We start from the raw sequence: 19,051 nt of genomic DNA, 5'->3' as shown, positions 1-19,051 counted from the left end.
CCCCGCCATGGGCCAAAGGAAATCCGTGACCGCCAGCATCAGCATAGGAAATGACAGCAACGGCAATGCCGTTTTGGTCGATGTCGAGGAATTGCTTGCCACCCGTCTGCTCGTCCAGGGCAATTCAGGGTCCGGCAAGTCGCATCTGCTGCGCCGCCTGCTGGAGGAAAGCGCCGCGCTGGTCCAGCAGGTCGTGATCGATCCGGAGGGCGATTTCGTCACGCTGGCGGATGAATATGGCCATGTGGTGATCGACGCGGGCGACTATAATGAGCGCGAGATCGTCAAGATGGCGATGCGCATACGCGAGCATCGCGCATCCGTGGTGCTCAGTCTGGAATCGCTGGAGCTGGAGGCGCAGATGAAATGCGCCGCGACTTTCCTGTCGACGCTGTTCGATGCGCCGCGCGACCACTGGTATCCCGCGCTGGTGGTGGTGGACGAGGCGCAGATGTTCGCCCCCGTGGCGGCGGGCGATGTGTCGGACGAGGCGCGGCGGCTTTCGCTGGCGGCCATGACGAACCTGATGTGCCGGGGGCGCAAGCGCGGCCTGGCGGGCGTGATCGCGACGCAGCGGCTGGCGAAGCTCGCCAAAAATGTCGCGGCCGAGGCATCGAACTTCCTGATGGGGCGCACCTTCCTCGACATCGACATGGCGCGGGCGGCGGACCTTTTGGGCATGGAGCGGCGGCAGGCGGAGCAGATCCGCGACCTGGAGCGCGGCCGCTTTCTGGCCCTGGGCCCGGCCATCTGTCGACGGCCGGTGGCGGTGAAGATCGGGTCGGTGAAGACCAGCACGCGCGGCGGCACGCACAAGCTGATGCCGCCGCCTGTCGCCGCGACGGAGGATTTGCAGGAATTGCTGTTCGCGGGCGCGGGCGAGGAAGAGGCGCTGCCCCCGCCCCCACCCCGCGCCGAGCCGCCGGCCTTGCCTGCGGAGGAGTTGATGCGCGCCCTTGCCGCCGCGCCTTCGGCCAAGCCCGCGGCGCCGGAACTGGACTTTGGCCAGAACGAGCCGGTGGTGATCGCCGTGCTGGAGGAGATCGTAGCCGATCTGGGCGAGGCGCAGCCCAGCGTGTCGACGCTCTATCAGGATTTCGGCGTCCGCTGCCGGATGAAGGGACTGCGCCAGCCGCCGCTCGACCTGCCCGCTTTCCGCAAGCGATTCGCCATGGCGCAGGCGGGCATGTTCGATGCCGCCGACCCGCGCTGGGCCGATGCGATTAAGGCCGCCGAACCTGTGCCGGAGGATATGCTCGCTCCCTTCCTGCTGATTGCGCGGGCGGCGATGCAGGGGCTGCCCTGCCCCGACGATGTGGCGCTGGCGCGCGCCTATGGCACCAGTTCGCCGGGGCGCGTGCGGCGGTTGATCGATTATATGGAAAAGCTGGGCGTGATCGTGGCGCGCACCGATTTCGGCGGGCGGCGGTCGATCGGCGTGCCGCAACTGGGCCTGAGCACGGCGGCGGCCGAGGGATGAGCGCTTCGGTCCTGTTCGTGTGCCTGGGGAATATCTGCCGATCGCCGCTGGCGGAGGCGGCTTTGCGTGCGGAGGCGGAGCGGGCGGGCCTTTCGGTGACGGTGGATTCGGCGGGTACCGGCGACTGGCATGTCGGATCGCCGCCGGACCGGCGCGCGCAGGCGGTGGCGCTGCGGCATGGGATCGACATTTCCGGCTACCGTGGGCGGCAGGTGACGGCGGGGGATTTCCGGCGGTTCGACCATGTCTTCGCGCTGGATGCGGAAAATTTGAAGAATCTGCGGCGGATTCAGCCTTCGGACGGGACGGCAGACGTGCGGCTGCTGATGGATTTGGTGCCAGGGCGCAAGGGGAGCAGCGTGACCGATCCCTATTTCGGGGACGATGCCGGCTTCGACATGACCTGGGACGATGTCACGCGGGCCGCGCGCGCCATCGTGGAGCGGCTGCGGGAGCGGGGGTAGAGTGGTCGCAGGAGCGCGATGCGCTTCAATTCGGTCCGGAAACCCGGCGCATTTTTCACATTGAGCGGAAAACCCCTGTTTTTCGCGACCGCCATTCCGAGTCGTCGACCATGAACGGAATGTCGACCGGTCCTAGGGCTGCCGGGGCGAATCGAAAATCGCGTTCAGGCAGGCGGCGATGCGGACACCTGCCCGCCGCAGCCGGTCGTCCAGCTCGGCGCGATGCCGATAGGCATAGTCCCAGGACAGGTTCGGGTCCGCCGGATAGACGGTCTTGCGCAGCGCGATGCTTTCGCGGGTCCAGATGTCCGGATCACACAGGCTCCAGGCAATCGTCTGTTCCGGCGTGATCGACCGCGACAGCCAGTCCGCATATTCCGAATAGGACAGGGCGCGCTGGTCGATCAGGCCGGAATCCCAGACCGAATGCAGGTTGCTCTGCGCGCCGAAGAAAGTGACCTTCACATCATTGCCGCCCCGGTCGTCACCACCGCCGACATGCAGCGGCTGATGCAGGTCGCCAATGATGTGAACGACGAAGTGCAGCGCCATGCGGCGGTCGTCCAGCGACGCCTTGGGGTCGCGAAGCGTCGCCGTAAAGCGGGTCAGCGCCGTCATCGCGTCCCCCTCCTTCGGCGCGTCCGCGGCGGTGTAACGATCGCCATCCCTCACCGTGACATAATGCCAGGGGCTGGCCGTCTTGCGCCAATATTCGGCGGGGTCGGACCGCATGTCGTCCGGCCAGGTCGCCGCTTCGGCCAGATCTTCCGACCCCAGCAGCAGGCGGACCTGGGCGCGTGCGGCGCCACTCAGGTTGCGATCAGCTATGGCGCCGGTGACGCGATGGCCGATCGGTCCCCAGGCCTGGGCGGGCGTAGCGGCGAGAAACGGCAGGGCGAGGAGGAGGGCAAAGCGCATGAGGACCTCATACAGCTTTGCCCCGGCGGAACCAGCGGGCTTTTTCAGAGGGTTGCCCTAGGCTGCGTTGACAAAGTGATCTGCCCCTACTGAGTGGACCGATAGGTTTGTTGGTGGATTAAGCTCATCGCCGCCATATCCGGACGGAGGTGGAGCGAAGCGGAACCGGAGACCTGACGCTGGACAAGTTGATCCTTCAGGAAGCTGCCAAGGGAAACTATACAAAAGTCATTTCAGAACATCGGCTCGCCACTGTTCTCGACCCTTATACAGAGACTCACATAGCTGCTGCCGACAGCTACTTGTCGGCTAAATGCTATCCCGAAGCAGATCGTCTTTACCGCCTGACATTACAACGCTTCGGGGGAAGTCGCTGGGAAAGCACGCGGCAACGTGCAATGGTTGGCATCTCGGATGTACAAGCAAGAAAGCCCCGATGCGGATCATCAGGTCGATGAAGAAGGAGGCTTAAAAGAGAGTCTCATTAAAGCGCACGTTCCAATGAAAGGACCGACGCGAGCGATGCAGTTAACAGTAGAGAATGGCGCGTCTAACCACGCGCCATTTACCCGGTCAATCTATGGAGATTGAGTGGGGTGTGATTTTCGATTTTTGGCTGTTCTGCCCTGAAAAGGGCAGGAAAATCTGGAGCGGGCGAAGGGATTCGAACCCTCGACCCCAACCTTGGCAAGGTTGTGCTCTACCCCTGAGCTACGCCCGCTCTGGCGGCCGGAGGAAGTGTCCCTCTCGGCGGGTGGGGGGCAACTAGCAGCGGCTTCCCACCTCGGCAAGGGAGAATCTGCACAAAATCATTTTTTTCCGATCCCACCGGATTTCCCCGCCCGATAGTGGCTTTTCCCACCTTGCGGCTTGGCCTCGCGTGGCCATATGCTACTATTCTGCCTGTCAAATCAGTGAGCAACGACCGAATATGATCGCCCTTCGCTTCCTATGGCGGGGGCAGGAGGAGGAGCATCGCATGCCAGAACCGTTGACGCGCCGGGGCCTGCTTCAGGGCAGCGCCGCCGCCGCCGCCATTCCCGTGCTGGGCGACGCGCAGGCCGCTGCTCCCGCCCGCCCGCAACGCCAGAAGGAGCAGGCCCAGATGAGCGCCGTAGGATTGACCGTGAACGGCCGGGAAGTGCATCTGCAACTCGACCCCCGCACCACCCTGCTCGACGCATTGCGCGAGCATCTCCACCTGACCGGCACCAAGAAGGGCTGCGACCATGGCCAGTGCGGCGCCTGCACGGTGATCGTCGAGGGGCGGCGGATCAACAGCTGCCTCACCCTCGCCGTCATGCATGAGGGCGATCATGTGACCACCATCGAGGGGCTCGGCACGCCGGAAAAGCTTCACCCGATGCAGCGCGCCTTCATCACCCATGACGGCTATCAATGCGGCTATTGCACGCCCGGCCAGATCTGCTCGGCGGTGGCGGTGCTGGAGGAGATCGAGGCGGGCATCCCCAGCCACGCCACGGAGGACCTCGACCGCGTGGCCTTTTCCGAGGGCGAGGTGCGCGAGCGGATGAGCGGCAATATCTGCCGCTGCGCCGCCTATCCCAACATCGTCGCGGCGATCCGCGAAGTCGCCGGCCATGGAACTGCGGAGGACAAGGCATGAGGCCCTTCACCTACAGCCGCGCCGCCAGTGTCGAAGATGCGGCCAGGACAGCCGCCAGCACCCAGGGCGCGCGCTTCATCGCGGGCGGCACCAATCTGCTCGACCTCATGAAGCTCCAGATCGAGACGCCGACCCATCTGATCGACGTCAATCATCTGGGCCTCGACCGCATCGAGCCGACAGCGGAAGGCGGCCTCAGGATCGGGGCGCTGGTCCGCAACACCGATCTGGCGGCCGACAAGGCCGTCCGCCGCGATTATGCGGTGCTCAGCCGCGCGCTGCTGGCCGGCGCTTCGGGTCAGCTTCGCAACAAGGCGACGACCGGGGGCAACCTGCTCCAGCGCACCCGCTGCCCCTATTTCTACGACACGCGCATGCCTTGCAACAAGCGCAAGCCCGGCAGCGGCTGCGGCGCGCTCAAGGGGATGAGCCGCAGCCTGGCGATCCTGGGCACCAGCGACGCCTGCATCGCTCAGCACCCCTCCGACATGGCGGTGGCGCTGCGCCTGCTCGATGCGCAGGTCGATACGGTGGGCGCCGATGGCGGCCGTCGCTCCATCCCGATCGCGGATTTCCACCTGCTGCCGGGCGAGACGCCGCATATCGAAAATGCGCTGAAGCCCGGCGAACTCATCACCTCCGTCACCTTGCCAAAGCCTCTGGGCGGCACCCATGTCTATCGCAAGGTGCGCGACCGCGCCTCCTATGCCTTTGCGCTGGTGTCCGTCGCGGCGGTGTTTGAGAAGGACGGCCGGGCGCGCTTCGCCTTCGGGGGCATAGGGGCCAAGCCCTGGCGTACCGATGCCGCAGATGCCGCCGCCCCGTCCGGCGCGGCGGCCGTGGCGGAGGCGGCGCTCAGCGGGGCGCGGCCCACCGCGCATAATGCGTTCAAGCAGCAACTGACCGCCCGCACCCTTGCCTCGCTCTACCGTCAGAAGGGGGCCTGAGCCATGAAGTTCGACACGCCAGCCACCACCAACCCGATCGACCGGGGCCGCGTCATCGGCATTCCCCATGACCGCATCGACGGCGCCGCGAAAGTCACCGGCACCGCGCCCTACGCCTATGAACGGCACGATGCCGCGCCCAACGCCGCCTATGGCTGGATCGTCGGGTCGGCCATCGCCAAGGGGCGGATCAGCGCCATGGACCTGCGGGTCGCCGAAGCCGCGCCCGGCGTGCTGGGCATCGTCACCCACCAGAATGCGGGGCCGCTCGGCAAGGGCAATATGAACACCGCCCATCTGCTGGGCGGCCCGCAGATCGAACATTATGAGCAGGCAGTGGCGCTGGTCATCGCGGATACGCTGGAAAATGCGCGCGACGCCGCCCGGCTCGTCCGCATCGATTATGCGCCGGATCAGGGCCGTTTCGATCTGGCGGCGGAGCGCGACAAGGGCGTTCCGCCCGAAGGCGGCTTCGGCGGCCCTGCTGATACCAAAGCGGGCGATTTCGAAGCCGGTTTCGCCAAGGCGGCGGTGAAGATCGACCAGCACTACACCACGCCCGACCAGAGCCATGCGATGATGGAGCCGCACGCGACCATCGCCGCCTGGAATGGCGACAAACTCACGCTCTGGACCTCTAACCAGATGATCGCCTGGAGCGTGGGCGAAATGGCGGCGACGCTGAAGATTTCGAAGGAGAATATCCGCCTCGTCTCACCCTATATCGGTGGCGGTTTCGGCGCGAAGCTGTTCCTGCGCGCCGATGCGCTGTTGGCGGCGCTGGGGTCGCGCATGGTCGGCCGTCCAGTGAAGGTCGCGATCGCTCGGCCGCAAATCCCCAACAACACCACCCACCGCCCCGCCACCATCCAGCGCATCCGCATCGGCGCCGACAGGCAGGGCGTGATCGACGCCATCGCGCATGAGGTCTGGTCGGGCGACCTGCCCGGCGGCGGCGCGGAAACGGCGGCGCAGCAGACGCGCCTGCTCTATCGCGGTCCCAATCGGCTGACGACGCATCGCCTGTCGACGCTGGACCTGCCGGAAGGCAATGCCATGCGCGCCCCGGGCGAGGCGGTGGGCCTGCTGGCGCTCGAAGTCGCGATGGACGAGCTGGCCGAGGCCTGCGGTGTCGATCCGGTCGAACTGCGTATCCGCAACGATGTGCAATATGATCCCGAAGCCGGGCCGCAGCGCCCCTTTTCTAGCCGCAAGCTGGTCGAATGCCTGCGCGAGGGCGCGGAACGTTTCGGCTGGAACCGCCGCAATCCGAAGCCTGGGCAGGTGCGCGATGGCCGCTGGCTGGTCGGCATGGGCGTCGCCTCCGCCTTCCGCAACAATCTGGTCACGAAGTCGGGTGCGCGCATCGGCGTCGATGCCAAGGGGCATGTGACGGTCGAAACCGACATGACCGACATCGGCACCGGCAGCTACACGATCATCGGCCAGACGGCGGCGGAAATGCTGGGCGTGCCGCTGGACGCCGTGACCGTGCGGCTGGGCGACAGCCGCTTTCCCGCGTCGTCCGGCTCGGGCGGCCAGTGGGGCGGGAACAGCTCAACCGCGGGCGTCTATGCCGCCGCCATGGCCCTGCGCGCCAGACTGGCCGAAAAGGCGGGCTTCCCGGTGGACAAGGCGCTGTTCGAGGATGGTCTGGTGCGCCTGGGCAACCAGTCCCAGCCGCTGGGGACGCTGGCGGGGCGCGAGGGCCTTTGGGCAGAGGACAGCATGGACTATGGCGACCTCACCAAACGCTATGCGCAGGCCACGTTCGGCGCGCATTTCTGCGAGGTCGGCGTCGACATCGACACCGCCGAAGTCCGCGTCCGCCGCATGGGCGGGGCCTTTGCCGCGGGGCGCATCCTCAATCCCAAATCGGCGCGCAGCCAGGTGATCGGCGCGATGACCATGGGCGTGGGCGCGGCGTTGATGGAGGAGCTGAGCGTCGACACGCGGTTCGGCTTCTTCGTCAACCACGACATGGCCGAATATCTGGTGCCGGTGCATGCCGACATCCCGCATCAGGACGTGCTGTTCATCGATGAACTGGACGACAAAAGCTCGCCCATGAAGGCCAAGGGCGTCGGTGAACTGGGCATTTGCGGCGCAGGCGCGGCGGTCGCCAACGCGATCTACAACGCCACGGGCGTGCGCCTGCGCGACTATCCGCTGACGATCGACAAGATTCTGGCGGCGTCAACCGGAAAAAGGGTCGCTTGAACTTCCTGCGCGGCGCCCCTAGTCCCTCTCCCAAAGAGAGGAAAGGGCGCCGATGAAATATCTTTCGCTGTCACTGGTTCTGGCCGCAATTCCGACGGTTGCGGCCGCCGGGACGGAGGCGTCCGACACGGACCGCATCGTCGTGACGGGGGAGGGGCTTTCCCTGCCGCCGGGGACGCCGGCCTATGGGTCGGTGATCATCGACCGGGACCGGCTGACCAACAGCGCTTCCGGCCGGATCGAGAGCGTGCTGGGCGATGTGGCGGGATTCCAGCAGTTCCGCCGTTCCGACAGCCGGTCCGCCAATCCTTCGGCCCAGGGAGCGACATTGCGTGCCTTGGGCGGCAACGCTTCCAGCCGGACGCTGGTGCTGCTGGACGGCGTGCCGATGGCCGATCCCTTTTTCGGCTATATCCCCTTCAGCGCGCTGGTGCCCGACCGCCTGTCGGTGGTGCGGGTGACGCGCGGCGGCGGCATTGGGGCCTTCGGTGCGGGCGCCGTGGCCGGGACCATCGAACTCGCCAGCGCGACGCGGGATCAGCTTCCGACCTTCGGCGCCAGCGTCTTCTACGGCAGCAAGGATGCGACCGAACTGACCGCCAGCCTGACGCCGGATCTGGGCGGCGGCTATGTCTCGCTTTCGGGTCGCTGGGACCGGGGCGACGGCTTCCAGACCACGCCCAGGGACCAGCGCGTCGCCGCGACTTCGCCCGCCGCCTATGACGGCTGGTCGACCAATTTGCGGGCCGTCGCGCCCCTGTCCGCCACATCGGAGATCCAGTTCCGCGGCACCATCTTTCACGACGAGCGCACCCTGCGCTTCAAGGGCGCGGACAGCATGAGCGAAGGGCAGGACGCCAGCATCCGCTTCATATCCCGCGGTGCATGGCAGGTCGATGCGCTGGCCTATATCCAGGCGCGCAACTTCTCCAACGTCGTGATTTCGGCATCCACCTTCCGCAAGTCGCTCGACCAGCGCAATATGCCCTCGACCGGCATCGGCGGCAAGATCGAGCTGCGCCCACCAGTCGGCCCCGACCATGTGCTGCGCATCGGGGCCGACACCCGCTTCGCCACCGGCGACATGTTCGAGGATGGCTATAACGCGAATATAGCGGCCAATCCGGTCACTTCCCGCCGTCATGCCGGCGGCGAGCAGATGACCACCGGCCTCTTTGCCGAGGATGACTGGACGCTGGGCCGGCTGGTCCTGACAGGCGGGGTGCGGGCGGATCGCTGGACGATCAGCAACGGCTTCTATCGCGCCACCGGCACCGGTGCGGCCAACAACAGCTTTGCCGACCGTTCGGACTGGCAGTTCTCCGGAAGGGCGGGCGCTCTATACCGCATCAGCGATGCAGTCGCGCTACGTGGCGCGGCCTATAGCGGTTTCCGCCTGCCGACGCTGAACGAGCTATATCGGCCGTTCGTGGTCTTCCCGATCACGACCCGCGCCAATGCCGCGCTGACGCCCGAAAAGCTGAAGGGCGTGGAGGCGGGCATCGACCTCACGCCCATTCCGGGCCTGACCCTCTCCGCTACCGGCTTCATCAACCGGCTGGACGATGCCATAGCCAATGTCACCCTCACCAATGTCGCCAATACGCGCGAGCGGCAGAATGTCGACCGCATCACCGCCAAGGGGATCGAATTGACCGCCATCGGCCGGGTGGACGACTTCCTGCTTTCGGCATCCTATGCCTATAGCCACAGCACCGTCCATGCGCCGGGCATGGGCTTTGACGGCCTCACCCCCGCGCAGAGCCCCCGTCATGCCGCGAGCGCCACGCTGGCCTGGGAGCCGGAGCAGGGACCGACGCTTTCCGCGACGCTGCGCTATGTCGGCAAGCAATATGAGGATGACCTCCAGACCGATGTCCTGCCCGACGCGCTGACCGTCGATGCGGTGGCGCGCCTGCCGCTGGGCCATGGCGTCACCCTGGTCGCCCGGGGCGAGAATCTCTTCGATGAGGAGGTGATCACCCGCAACGCCGGAGGGTCCATCGACCTGGGCACCCCCCGGACGCTGTGGATCGGCTTCCGGTTCGCAAGCTAGGCTCATGACCTATTGAATTGCTTGCGGAGATGGCGACTGGTTGATTCAATGGCGGCGTGAGGAGGCGTCGCCTTGAGTGATCTAATCTGGCTTTCGGAGGCGCAGATGCGCCGGATTGAGCCATATTTCAGCTGTCGCACGGCGTGCCACCGGTGAGTGATCGTCAGATCATCATCAGCAGCATCTTCGTAATCAGGAACGGCTTGCGATGGTGCGATGCGCCCGTTAATTATGGCCCACCCAAGACAATCTGCAATCGCTTCATCCGATGGAGCCGGCTCGGGTGTTTAACCAGATCTTCTCCGCCCTTTCGGCGAAGGCCTGCAGGCCCGATCAACTGATGATTGATGCGACGCATCTGAAGGCGCATCGGACCGCAGCCAGTCTGCTTGAAAAGGGCTGATCCCAGACGTATCGGACGCACCAAAGGCGGCCTGAACTCGAAGCTCCATGCCGTGTGCGACGGCAAGGGCAGGCCATTGATAATACTGCCGAGCGAGGGGCAGATGAGCGACTACAGGGCCGCCGCCCCTGCCCGTCACCGCGAGGACCCCGCTTGCCCTTACGGCCTCCCGGCACGAACTCTCGCAATCGATCCCATTGATCGTCATGAATAACTTCGCCTTCCACGCCAACCTCCGAAAGTCAGTGTGAATCACATCTCCGTGCTATCCTGGATGGCGAACAGGCTTTTTTGAAGCTGTGGCTTGCATTGGTCAGCAACGACCACACCGCGTTCGGGCTAAGCTGATAGCCGCTCGGCCTGCTGGATCGCCGGGGAACGCACCATCAATGCGGCCATTCCGAGCCGCAACGGCATCGATTGCTGCTCGCCGGTTAAGGCCCGCCGCTTGTGCCCGCCCATCGGCGCAGACCAGCATTGCTCATATCACGCAGCCGCTGCGACGACTTGGCTGCGTCTGCCACGCACCCGCCGAAGGCGCCGGCAACTTCCCGGACAGATCGGCCCGTCCAGACCGTCCCCACCCGCTCGCGGACGCCATGAAGCAACGATTTTCCGCGGCTCAAGGACCAAGATCAACCGCGCTGACAAGATAGGCGGGGGCGGTCATTCGGCTCATCCTTGGCTATGTAGAACTGAACTCAATCATGCTCCCTGTCGCCAGCGCCCATATAGAGTTCGCTGCCCGTTTGCCGGAAGATTTCGCTCATCTCGGCCATGCCTTTTTCGGCGTCCTCCGCCGCGAGGAAGCTGTCTGCGGGCTGGTTCTGCCTGGCGGCGAAGTCGCGCACTTCCTGCGTGATCTTCATCGAGCAGAATTTGGGGCCGCACATGGAGCAGAAATGGGCGGTCTTCGCGCCTTCGGCGGGAAGCGTCTGGTCGTGATATTTCTCGGCCGTGTCGGAATCGAGCGACAGGTTGAACTGGTCGCGCCAGCGGAATTCGAAGCGGGCGCGGCTCAGCGCGTCGTCGCGGACCTTGGCGGCGGGGTGGCCCTTGGCCAGGTCGGCCGCGTGAGCGGCGAGCTTGTAGGTCACGACGCCCACCTTCACGTCGTCGCGGTCGGGCAGGCCCAGATGCTCTTTGGGCGTGACGTAGCAGAGCATCGCCGTGCCGTACCAGCCGATCATCGCCGCGCCGATGCCGCTGGTGATATGGTCGTAACCCGGCGCGATATCGGTGGTGAGCGGGCCGAGCGTGTAGAAGGGCGCCTCGCCGCAGGCTTCGAGCTGCTTGTCCATATTCTGCTTGATCTTGTGCATCGGGACGTGGCCGGGGCCTTCGATCATCACCTGCACATCCTGTTCCCAGGCGCGCTTGGTGAGTTCGCCCAGCGTGTAGAGTTCGGCGAACTGCGCTTCGTCATTGGCGTCGGCGATGGAACCGGGACGCAGGCCGTCGCCCAGCGAATAAGCGATGTCATAGGCCTTCATGATTTCGGTGATCTCGTCGAAATGCTCGTAGAGGAAGCTTTCCCTGTGATGGGCGAGACACCATTTCGCCATGATTGACCCGCCGCGGCTGACGATGCCGGTCACGCGCTTGGCGGTCAGCGGGATGTAGGGCAGGCGCACGCCCGCATGGATGGTGAAATAGTCGACGCCCTGCTCGGCCTGCTCGATCAGCGTGTCGCGGAAGATGTCCCAGGTCAGTTCCTCGGCAATGCCGCCGACCTTCTCCAGCGCCTGATAGATGGGCACGGTGCCGATCGGGACCGGCGAGTTGCGCATGATCCATTCGCGGGTGTCGTGGATGTTGCGGCCGGTCGACAGGTCCATCACCGTGTCGGCGCCCCAGCGGATCGACCAGACCAGCTTGTCGACTTCGCTCGCCACATCGGAGGCGACGGCGCTGTTGCCGATATTGGCGTTGATCTTCACCAGGAAGTTGCGGCCGATCGCCATCGGCTCCGATTCCGGGTGGTTGATGTTCGACGGGATGATGGCGCGGCCGCGGGCGACCTCCTCCCGGACGAATTCCGGCGTCACATAGTCGGGGATCGACGCGCCCCAGTCCTGCCCGTCGCGGACATATTCGGCGAGGCGGGCGCGGCCCAGATTTTCGCGCTCGGCCACATATTCCATCTCCGGCGTGATGATGCCGCGCCGGGCATAGTGCATCTGGGAGACGTTCGCTCCAGCCCTGGCGCGCAGGGGACGCTTGACCGTGTTGGGAAAGGGCTGAACGCCGCCGCTGCGGTCGGGGCCTTTCAGCCCGTTATCCTCCGGCTGGATGGCGCGGGCGTCATATTCCTCGACATCGCCCCGGCCGATGATCCAGTCGCGGCGCAGCGTGGGAAGGCCTGCCATGATGTCGATGCGGGCATCCGGATCAGTGTAGGGACCGGAGGTGTCATAGACGCGGACCGGCGCTTCGCCGCTGCCGGGTTCCAGGTCGATCTCGCGCATGGCGACCTTGAGTGGGCCGACATGGATCTTGCGCGAGCCACGAATGGGTCCGGTGGTGACGCGCATCTCTGTTCGTGCTGGGACGTCTGCCATTTGGGTTCCTTTCAGGCGATGACGGTGGCGCGGCCGGTGAGGCCGGCGAGGAAGAGGAGGATGCCGAGGATGATCGAGACGATCGCCCAGGCGCGGGTGAAGTTGAGGGACCAGCGACCGATCTTGAGCAGGGGCGCCGGGACCGCGAGCAGCAGCGCCCCCTCGACCAGCGCGACATAGCCGATGGCCGAGACGATGATGGACAGCGGATCGCGCCAGATGCTGTGGATGAGGACGAGCGCCGCGCCGACCGCGAAGACCGGAAAGGCCAGCGCCATCACCAGACCGGGCGAGCGTTCCAGATCGTCCATCATCCGCCGCCAGCGCTGCGGCGCTACGAGGCCCCCTGTGCCGATGACGATCATGTAGAGGCCGATGGCTTCAGCCAGGCGCAGGGTCAGGACGGAAATGCTGTCCATGGCTTGCCGTCCTCCTCTTCGCATCGGGGCGGAGGGCGGGCGCGGGTTGCTGCATGCGAACAAGCCGTTCCCTCCCTACGCCGGTCTTATCCGGATCAGGTTCAGCGGGTCGCGGCCACGTCAGCCGCCTCTCAACCGCCTGTGGACGGTCCCCCGGGGATGCCCCGCATGTAGCCCAAGCGGAGAGCGAACGAAAGCCCCGTTCTGACGCTGGACAGCAGGTCGCCTTTTCCGCTTTAGTGGCCTGCGATGAAGCATCCCGATCTGTCGACGAAGGAAGGGCGCAAGGCGCACCGGCACGAGATGCGCATGATCGCGGTCAGGCCGCGCCGTTGGGGATTATGGCTGCTGACGGCGGGTTTCCTGCTGGTGCTGGCGCCTTCCGCCTTGAACATGCACAGCCTGTTCGGACTTTGGCCGCCGATGCTGGGCGCGATCTGCATCATGCTGGGCGTGCCGCTGCTGGTGGCGAGCGTGGTGTTGAAGCGGCGCTATATGCGGCAGCGGGTGGCCGGACAGGCGATGGTGGGGCGGATCAGGGGGTGAGATTCCGGCGGTTTTCCGCCGAAGTTCACACCATATGCGCGCGCGTGCCCGGGCGCGCGTAGGCATGGGCGCGATGGTTCGGACGTTTTCAAAGAGGGGTGCTGGTTAGGCCGGGCAAGGCGGAATAGGACAGGCTGAAACTGTCCCGGTGCGGGAAATAGGATGGTTTTCGAGGCGGGTGTCGCTTTTGGGTTACGCATGCCGAGTTGGATGGCCGGCCGATGATCGCTCGTCTGGTTTCGACCAATCCAAGACATTCCCCTCCCGTAAACGGGAGGGGTTAGGGGTGGGCGCGATCGTAGCGAGCTTCTGACTTAGCCGTTGCAAAACAGCGCAGATGCCGCGCCAGCCCACCCCCTAACCCCCTCCCGCCTGCGGGAGGGGGAATGTCCGCAATCCACCCCATCCGTCAAAGCCGGACGGCATCGAACATCAGCTTCATCCCCGTCCTTGGCCGGATGGTCAGGCGGCTGATCGGTTCGGGCCTGAACCCGTCGGGCACCGACAGGCGGTAACGGCGCAGGACGCTGGCGATCACCGTCATCACCTCCTGCTGTGCAAAGCCCGCGCCCACGCAGACCCGGGGGCCGCGGCCGAAGGGAAACCAGGCCTGGCGCACCATCTCCGCATTGGCGGGATCTTCGAAGCGTTCGGGCATGAAGCTGTGCGGGCAGGCCCAGTTGTCCTTGTTGCGCTGCGTGAGCCAGGGGGCGACGACCAGCATCGCGCCTTCCTCAAGGCTCTTGTCGCGCATCGGCATCGGGCAGGTCACTTCGCGCGGGAAGAAGGCGACGGGCGGATAGAGGCGCAGCGTTTCGCGGAAGATGTTGCGGATCGCCCCCATGTCCTTGAGCATCGCCGCGGTGAGCGGCGCGTGCCCGGCGAGTTGCTGCACCTCCGTGCGGGCGGCGGTCTGGATATGGGTGCATTCCGCCAGCATGTAGAGCGCCCAGGTCATGGTGCTGGCGGACGTTTCATGGCCGGCGAGGAAGACGGTGGAAACCTGGTCCATCACCTGTTGCAGGGTGAAGGGGTCGCCGGTTTCGGGATGCTTCGCCTCGATCAGCGATTGGAGGATGTCCTTGTGCGGCGCCTCGCCGCGCTGGTGGAAGCCCTCATGGCGCGCTTCGACGATGGGACGGAAGACCTCATGGATCGCCTTTGCCGGGGCCAGCGAGCGTTTCTCGAACCAGCGCGCCGGAAAGCCGTAGAGGCGCAGCATCGAGGCGCTGTGGGCGAGCCGCTGGAAACGGCCGAAGGCGGTGTGGATGATGTTGGAGCGGCGCTCGTCCAGCGGCTCCGAGAAAAGCGTGCGGAAGATGATGTCGGCCGCCACATGGGTCATCATCGGGTCGATGTCGACCGGCTTGCCCTTGTCCGCCGCGTCGAGCCGGGCGAGCAGGTCGTCGGCCGCCGCTACCATCAGCGGCATGGAGCGGTTGAGCGCGGTGTGGGCGAAGGCGGGGTTCACCATGGCGCGCTGGCTTTCCCAATCCTCCCCATTGGCGGAGAAGACGCTGTTGCCGATCAGGGGGGACAGGTTGCGGACCAGTTCGCGATGTTTGGGATAGGCCGTGTCGCCGCGCAGGATCTGGTCCACCAGCGGCAGTTCGTTGGCGATGTACATGGTCTGGCCGGGCATGCGGATTTCGCCCAGCTTCATCGTGTAGCTCTTCTCGAACAGGACATGAATCCAGCTATGCCAGCCCCGGAAGAAGCGCTTGACGAGGCCACGGCGGGTCCGCGGCGGTTCGGGATAGGGCGGGGTGAAGGGCTGCGTCATGGGATTGTCCTGAACTGCGCTATGGCTTCGTCGATGGTGCGGCGGCCGGCGGTGAGGCTGACATAGTCCACCGGCGACAGGCGGTCGCCCACGCGCAGATAGTCGAAATGCGCCTCATATTTGTTCGACCAGCCGCCATGATAGTTTTCCGGATCGTAGAAGAGGTGGAAGCGGGGCGAGAGCAGGTCGACGCGCGCCGCGCACCGATCCGAGACGAGGCGGATCGGATGGACGCCATGATAGGCCGCGCCATCGGGGGGAGCGGAGAAATCGACGAGGCGGAAGGGCTTGTCGTCCAGCGCCTTGAGGTCGGCATGATACCAGCGCGCATCCTTGCGCAGGGCGATGACGGGAACGACCTGGCCCAGGGTGAGGACGGTGAAATTGTCGGGCAGCGGCCGGTCGCCGCGCAATTCCAGGATGCGGCGCAGCACGCTCATCGCATAGATGGTGCCGTTGCTGTGGGAGGCGAAGACGACCTCGTCCCAGGGGCCGTCCACCTCCCCCACGATGCGGGCGGCGAACTGGTCCAGGCGCTCGTCCATATCCGCACCCGGGCCTTGGGCGGCGACGCTGTGGTTGTAAACCATGAAACGGAGCAGCCAGGGCACGATCAGCTTGTTGAGCAGGCGGCCCGACAGAGCCACGCTGACGGCGATGCCGATCAGCGCGGCGGCCCAGAAGGGCATCAGCAGCGAAAGCGGCAGCGCGGGTATCAGCGCCAGCGCCAGTGGGATCAGCACCGCCAGCAGCGGCGGATAGAGGATGGTGATGACCGGCCCCGGACGCAGTTTCCGCATCCGCAGGAACTGCATGTGGCGGGCATGGGCGCCATATGTGGCGATGGAGCGCCACGCCAGCAGCAGCGGATTGCGTATCCATACCTTGCCGACCAGATCCTCCCAGCGGAGGAACTCATAATCGGTCTCGACCCCGGCGCCGTGGTTGGTGACGGTCCAACTGGCGGAAGAGGCCGGGCCGGAGCGGCGGGCGCTGACCTCCACCCGTTCGCCCGACAGGCGCGTGTAGGCTTCCGCCTGCTCGCGGTACATCTGGTGGTAGAAACGCACCCCGCGCGGATCGAAACCGCCAAGGTAGAAGACTTTACGCTTGAACTTTTCCATGGCCCCTGTCCACATCGGGCCATGACGACACCCGAACGCGATTACTGCTATTTCATAGACCACCGCAAATACAACCGAAACATCGGTTGCCGGCGTCACGACAATGCCTATGGCATCAACGGCGGCGGCAGCGAGCGGGACCGGTGGCGGGCGGACCTTGCCTTTTACCGGCACATGAAGGGGGAAGGCGATCCGATGGCGCTGCCCTCGCTGCTGGCCTGCCTCGTCTTCGGCTGGTTCTGCTGGAATTATCATCCCGGCAAGGGGCTTTGGCGCGGGCAGCTCTTGCGCCGCTTCGTCAAAGCGCCGAAGTGAGCGCGATGATGACAGCCAAGCATGTTTCCATCGGGTCGGTTACCGTCGGCAACGACCTGCCCTTCGTCCTGATCTCCGGCCCCTGCCAGATCGAGAGCCGCGACCATGCGATGATGATGGCGGAAAAGCTCTCCGGCCTTGCGGGACGTGCCGGGGTGCCGTTCATCTTCAAATCCTCCTTCGACAAGGCGAACCGGACCTCCGTATCGGGGCAGCGGGGCGTCGGGATCGATACGGGGCTGGCGATCCTGGCGGAGGTGAAGGCGGCGTTCGGCTGTCCGGTGCTGACCGACGTGCATGAGGCCGGGCAGGTGGAGGCGGCGGCGGAGGCTGTGGATATTCTCCAGATTCCCGCCTTTCTGTGCCGCCAGACCGATTTGCTGCTGGCGGCGGGGCGGACCGGCGCGGTGATCAATGTGAAGAAGGGGCAGTTCCTGGCGCCGTGGGACATGGCGGCGGTGGCGCAGAAGGTCGCGTCGACCGGGAATGAGCGGATTTTGCTGACGGAGCGCGGGGCGAGTTTCGGTTATAACATGCTGGTCAGCGACATGCGGGCGCTGCCGGCGATGGCGCAGACGGGCTATCCGGTGGTGTTCGATGCCACCCATTCGGTGCAGCAGCCGGGCGGATTGGGATCGGCTTCCGGTGGGCAGCGGGAATTTGCGCCGCTATTGGCGCGGAGCGCGGTGGCGGCGGGGGTCGCGGCGGTGTTTGCGGAGGCGCATGACGATCCGGACCATGCGCCTTCGGACGGGCCGGTGATGCTGCCGGTTGAGTGGGTCGGGCCGATGCTGGAGAAGCTGAAGGCGATCGATGGGGTGGTGAAGGGGTAAGCACCACCCTCTCCCCGTTCGGGTTGAGCCTGTCGAAGCCCTTCGACAGGCTTAGGGCGAACGGAGGAGGGGTTTGGGCATTACGGCCGGGTCTGCCCCGTTCCGCGCACCAGCCATTTATAGGTCGTCAGGCCTTCGAGCGCCACAGGGCCTCTGGCATGCAGGCGGCCAGTGGAGATACCGATCTCCGCGCCCAGCCCGAACTCGCCGCCGTCCGCGAACTGGGTGGAGGCGTTCCACATCACGATGGCGCTGTCGACCGCGTTCAGGAAGCGCTCGGCTCTCTCCGCATCCTCGGTGATGATGGCGTCGGTATGGTGGCTGGCATGGGCGGCGATGTGGGCGAGCGCCTCGTCCAGCCCGTCCACGATCCGCACAGAGACGATGGCGTCGAGATATTCGGTATCCCAATCCTCGTCCGACGCCGCCGTGACGCGGCTGTCCATCGCCTGCACGGCCTCGTCGCCGCGCACTTCGCATTGGGCGTCGAGCAACGCCTTCACGATGGCGGGCGCCTCAGCATAGGCCTTGTCGATCAGCACCGTCTCGGTCGAGCCGCAAATGCCGGTGCGGCGCATCTTGGCGTTCACCACCAGCTTTTGCGCCATGTCCGGATCGGCCGCGCCGTCGACATAGCTGTGGTTGATGCCGTCGAGATGGGCGAGGACGGGCACGCGCGCCTCTTCCTGCACGCGGGCGACCAGGCTCTTGCCGCCGCGGGGGACGATCAGGTCGATGAATTCCGACGCCTTCAGCAGCGCGCCCACGGCGGCGCGGTCCGTGGTGGGGACCAGTTGCACGGCATCGGCGGGCAGGCCGGCGGCGACGATCCCCTCGACCATCGCGGCGTGGATGGCGCGGTTGCTTTCCTTCGCCTCGCTGCCGCCGCGCAGGATCACGGCATTGCCGGCGCGCAGGCAGAGCGCGGCGGCGTCGGCGGTCACATTGGGGCGGCTTTCATAGATGATGCCGATGACGCCCAGCGGCACGCGGACGCGGCTCAACTCCATGCCGTTGGGGCGGACCTGCCTGTCGATCACGCTGCCCAGCGGATTGATGAGGGTCGCGACCTGATCCACGCCCGCCGCCGTCGCAAGGACGCGGTCCTCGTCCAGCTTCAGCCGGTCGAGCATGGCGGGCGACAGGCCGTTGGCGGCGGCGTTTTCCATGTCCCGGGCATTGGCGGCGATGATCCGCGGCGCCTGATCCCGCAGCGCCTGCGCGGCGCGGCGCAGCGCGTCGATCTTCTGCGCGTCGCTGGCGGTGGAAAGCCGGGCCGCTGCCGCGCGGGCGCGCGCGCCCATGGTCGCGATCAGCATTTCGGGGGTCTGGGTCAGGTCGTTCATGAACTATCT

The 19,051-nt window shown here is 65.8% G+C and carries 15 protein-coding genes, 1 tRNA gene, 2 pseudogenes and 1 riboswitch; of the genes and pseudogenes, 10 read left to right on the top strand and 8 right to left on the bottom strand.

The window, feature by feature from the left end; translation table 11 throughout:
• Window positions 1-25: 25 nt before the first annotated feature.
• Window positions 26-1,480 carry a helicase HerA domain-containing protein gene (locus tag H5V43_RS14845; RefSeq protein WP_025551013.1) on the top strand — a complete coding sequence of 485 codons (1,455 nt, stop codon included), beginning with the start codon at window positions 26-28 and terminating at the stop codon, window positions 1,478-1,480.
• Complete coding sequence (locus H5V43_RS14840) at window positions 1,477-1,944, top strand: low molecular weight protein-tyrosine-phosphatase (RefSeq protein ID WP_025551011.1); 468 nt, start codon at window positions 1,477-1,479, stop codon at window positions 1,942-1,944. Before H5V43_RS14845 ends, H5V43_RS14840 begins: the two co-directional genes overlap by 4 nt.
• Window positions 1,945-2,076: 132 nt before the next feature.
• Here H5V43_RS14840 and H5V43_RS14835 read toward each other — a convergent pair whose 3' ends face one another.
• Together H5V43_RS14835 and H5V43_RS14830 are read right to left on the bottom strand one after the other, a co-directional pair.
• The gene (locus H5V43_RS14835; protein WP_193666709.1) at window positions 2,077-2,862 is read right to left on the bottom strand and encodes a S1/P1 nuclease; all 786 of its coding nucleotides are present in this window, start codon (window positions 2,860-2,862) and stop codon (window positions 2,077-2,079) included.
• 646 nt (window positions 2,863-3,508) lie between these two features.
• A tRNA-Gly gene (locus H5V43_RS14830) sits at window positions 3,509-3,583 on the bottom strand.
• Between the two features lie 258 nt (window positions 3,584-3,841).
• Between H5V43_RS14830 and paoA the strand changes: the two genes are divergently transcribed.
• From paoA to H5V43_RS23655, 5 genes and pseudogenes are all read left to right on the top strand, one after another.
• Window positions 3,842-4,489: an aldehyde dehydrogenase iron-sulfur subunit PaoA gene (paoA, locus tag H5V43_RS14825; RefSeq protein ID WP_193666708.1), complete on the top strand. Its 648-nt coding sequence runs from the start codon at window positions 3,842-3,844 to the stop codon at window positions 4,487-4,489.
• On the top strand, window positions 4,486-5,436 hold the full coding sequence (locus H5V43_RS14820; protein WP_193666707.1) for an FAD binding domain-containing protein: 951 nt from the start codon (window positions 4,486-4,488) through the stop codon (window positions 5,434-5,436). The genes paoA and H5V43_RS14820 overlap by 4 nt, the downstream gene beginning before the upstream one ends.
• 3 nt (window positions 5,437-5,439) lie before the next feature.
• On the top strand, window positions 5,440-7,656 hold the full coding sequence (gene paoC / locus H5V43_RS14815; RefSeq protein WP_025551009.1) for an aldehyde oxidoreductase molybdenum-binding subunit PaoC: 2,217 nt from the start codon (window positions 5,440-5,442) through the stop codon (window positions 7,654-7,656).
• A 52-nt stretch (window positions 7,657-7,708) separates the two neighbouring features.
• Window positions 7,709-9,712, top strand: coding sequence for a TonB-dependent receptor (locus tag H5V43_RS14810; protein WP_025551007.1), 2,004 nt, complete (start codon window positions 7,709-7,711; stop codon window positions 9,710-9,712).
• A gap of 72 nt (window positions 9,713-9,784) precedes the next feature.
• A pseudogene (locus H5V43_RS23655) lies at window positions 9,785-10,239 on the top strand (IS5 family transposase); the annotation flags it as partial.
• Window positions 10,240-10,243: 4 nt separating this feature from the next.
• Here the strand turns inward: H5V43_RS23655 and H5V43_RS14800 are convergent.
• The 3 genes and pseudogenes from H5V43_RS14800 to H5V43_RS14790 all read right to left on the bottom strand — a co-directional run.
• Window positions 10,244-10,342 (bottom strand): annotated as a pseudogene (locus H5V43_RS14800) (IS5/IS1182 family transposase); the annotation flags it as partial.
• A 474-nt stretch (window positions 10,343-10,816) separates the two neighbouring features.
• The gene (gene thiC, locus H5V43_RS14795; protein ID WP_025551005.1) at window positions 10,817-12,676 is read right to left on the bottom strand and encodes a phosphomethylpyrimidine synthase ThiC; all 1,860 of its coding nucleotides are present in this window, start codon (window positions 12,674-12,676) and stop codon (window positions 10,817-10,819) included.
• A gap of 11 nt (window positions 12,677-12,687) precedes the next feature.
• Window positions 12,688-13,095: a DUF2065 family protein gene (locus tag H5V43_RS14790; protein ID WP_025551003.1), complete on the bottom strand. Its 408-nt coding sequence runs from the start codon at window positions 13,093-13,095 to the stop codon at window positions 12,688-12,690.
• Window positions 13,096-13,150: 55 nt separating this feature from the next.
• Window positions 13,151-13,261: riboswitch (TPP riboswitch) on the bottom strand.
• 83 nt (window positions 13,262-13,344) lie between these two features.
• Here H5V43_RS14790 and H5V43_RS14785 point away from each other — a divergent pair.
• On the top strand, window positions 13,345-13,641 hold the full coding sequence (locus tag H5V43_RS14785; protein WP_025551001.1) for a hypothetical protein: 297 nt from the start codon (window positions 13,345-13,347) through the stop codon (window positions 13,639-13,641).
• A gap of 409 nt (window positions 13,642-14,050) precedes the next feature.
• On the opposite strand, the gene H5V43_RS14780 is transcribed toward H5V43_RS14785, so the two are convergent.
• Window positions 14,051-15,424 carry a cytochrome P450 gene (locus H5V43_RS14780; RefSeq protein ID WP_025551500.1) on the bottom strand — a complete coding sequence of 458 codons (1,374 nt, stop codon included), beginning with the start codon at window positions 15,422-15,424 and terminating at the stop codon, window positions 14,051-14,053.
• Window positions 15,421-16,548, bottom strand: coding sequence for a hypothetical protein (locus tag H5V43_RS14775; RefSeq protein ID WP_025551498.1), 1,128 nt, complete (start codon window positions 16,546-16,548; stop codon window positions 15,421-15,423). The genes H5V43_RS14780 and H5V43_RS14775 overlap by 4 nt, the downstream gene beginning before the upstream one ends.
• 21 nt (window positions 16,549-16,569) lie before the next feature.
• Between H5V43_RS14775 and H5V43_RS14770 the strand changes: the two genes are divergently transcribed.
• A complete protein-coding gene (locus tag H5V43_RS14770) occupies window positions 16,570-16,863 on the top strand; it encodes a hypothetical protein (protein WP_025551496.1) in 294 nt (97 codons plus the stop codon).
• Between the two features lie 5 nt (window positions 16,864-16,868).
• Window positions 16,869-17,696 (top strand): 3-deoxy-8-phosphooctulonate synthase, encoded by an 828-nt coding sequence (kdsA, locus tag H5V43_RS14765; protein WP_025551494.1) that lies wholly within the window; start codon window positions 16,869-16,871, stop codon window positions 17,694-17,696.
• An 80-nt stretch (window positions 17,697-17,776) separates the two neighbouring features.
• Here the strand turns inward: kdsA and H5V43_RS14760 are convergent, their stop codons facing one another.
• Window positions 17,777-19,042, bottom strand: coding sequence for a glutamate-5-semialdehyde dehydrogenase (locus tag H5V43_RS14760; RefSeq protein ID WP_193666706.1), 1,266 nt, complete (start codon window positions 19,040-19,042; stop codon window positions 17,777-17,779).
• Between the last annotated feature and the right edge of the window lie 9 nt (window positions 19,043-19,051).

This window comes from Sphingobium fuliginis (assembly GCF_015074805.1).
Classification (GTDB): Bacteria; Pseudomonadota; Alphaproteobacteria; order Sphingomonadales; family Sphingomonadaceae; genus Sphingobium; species Sphingobium fuliginis.
This window is presented reverse-complemented; position numbering and strand designations above follow the sequence as displayed.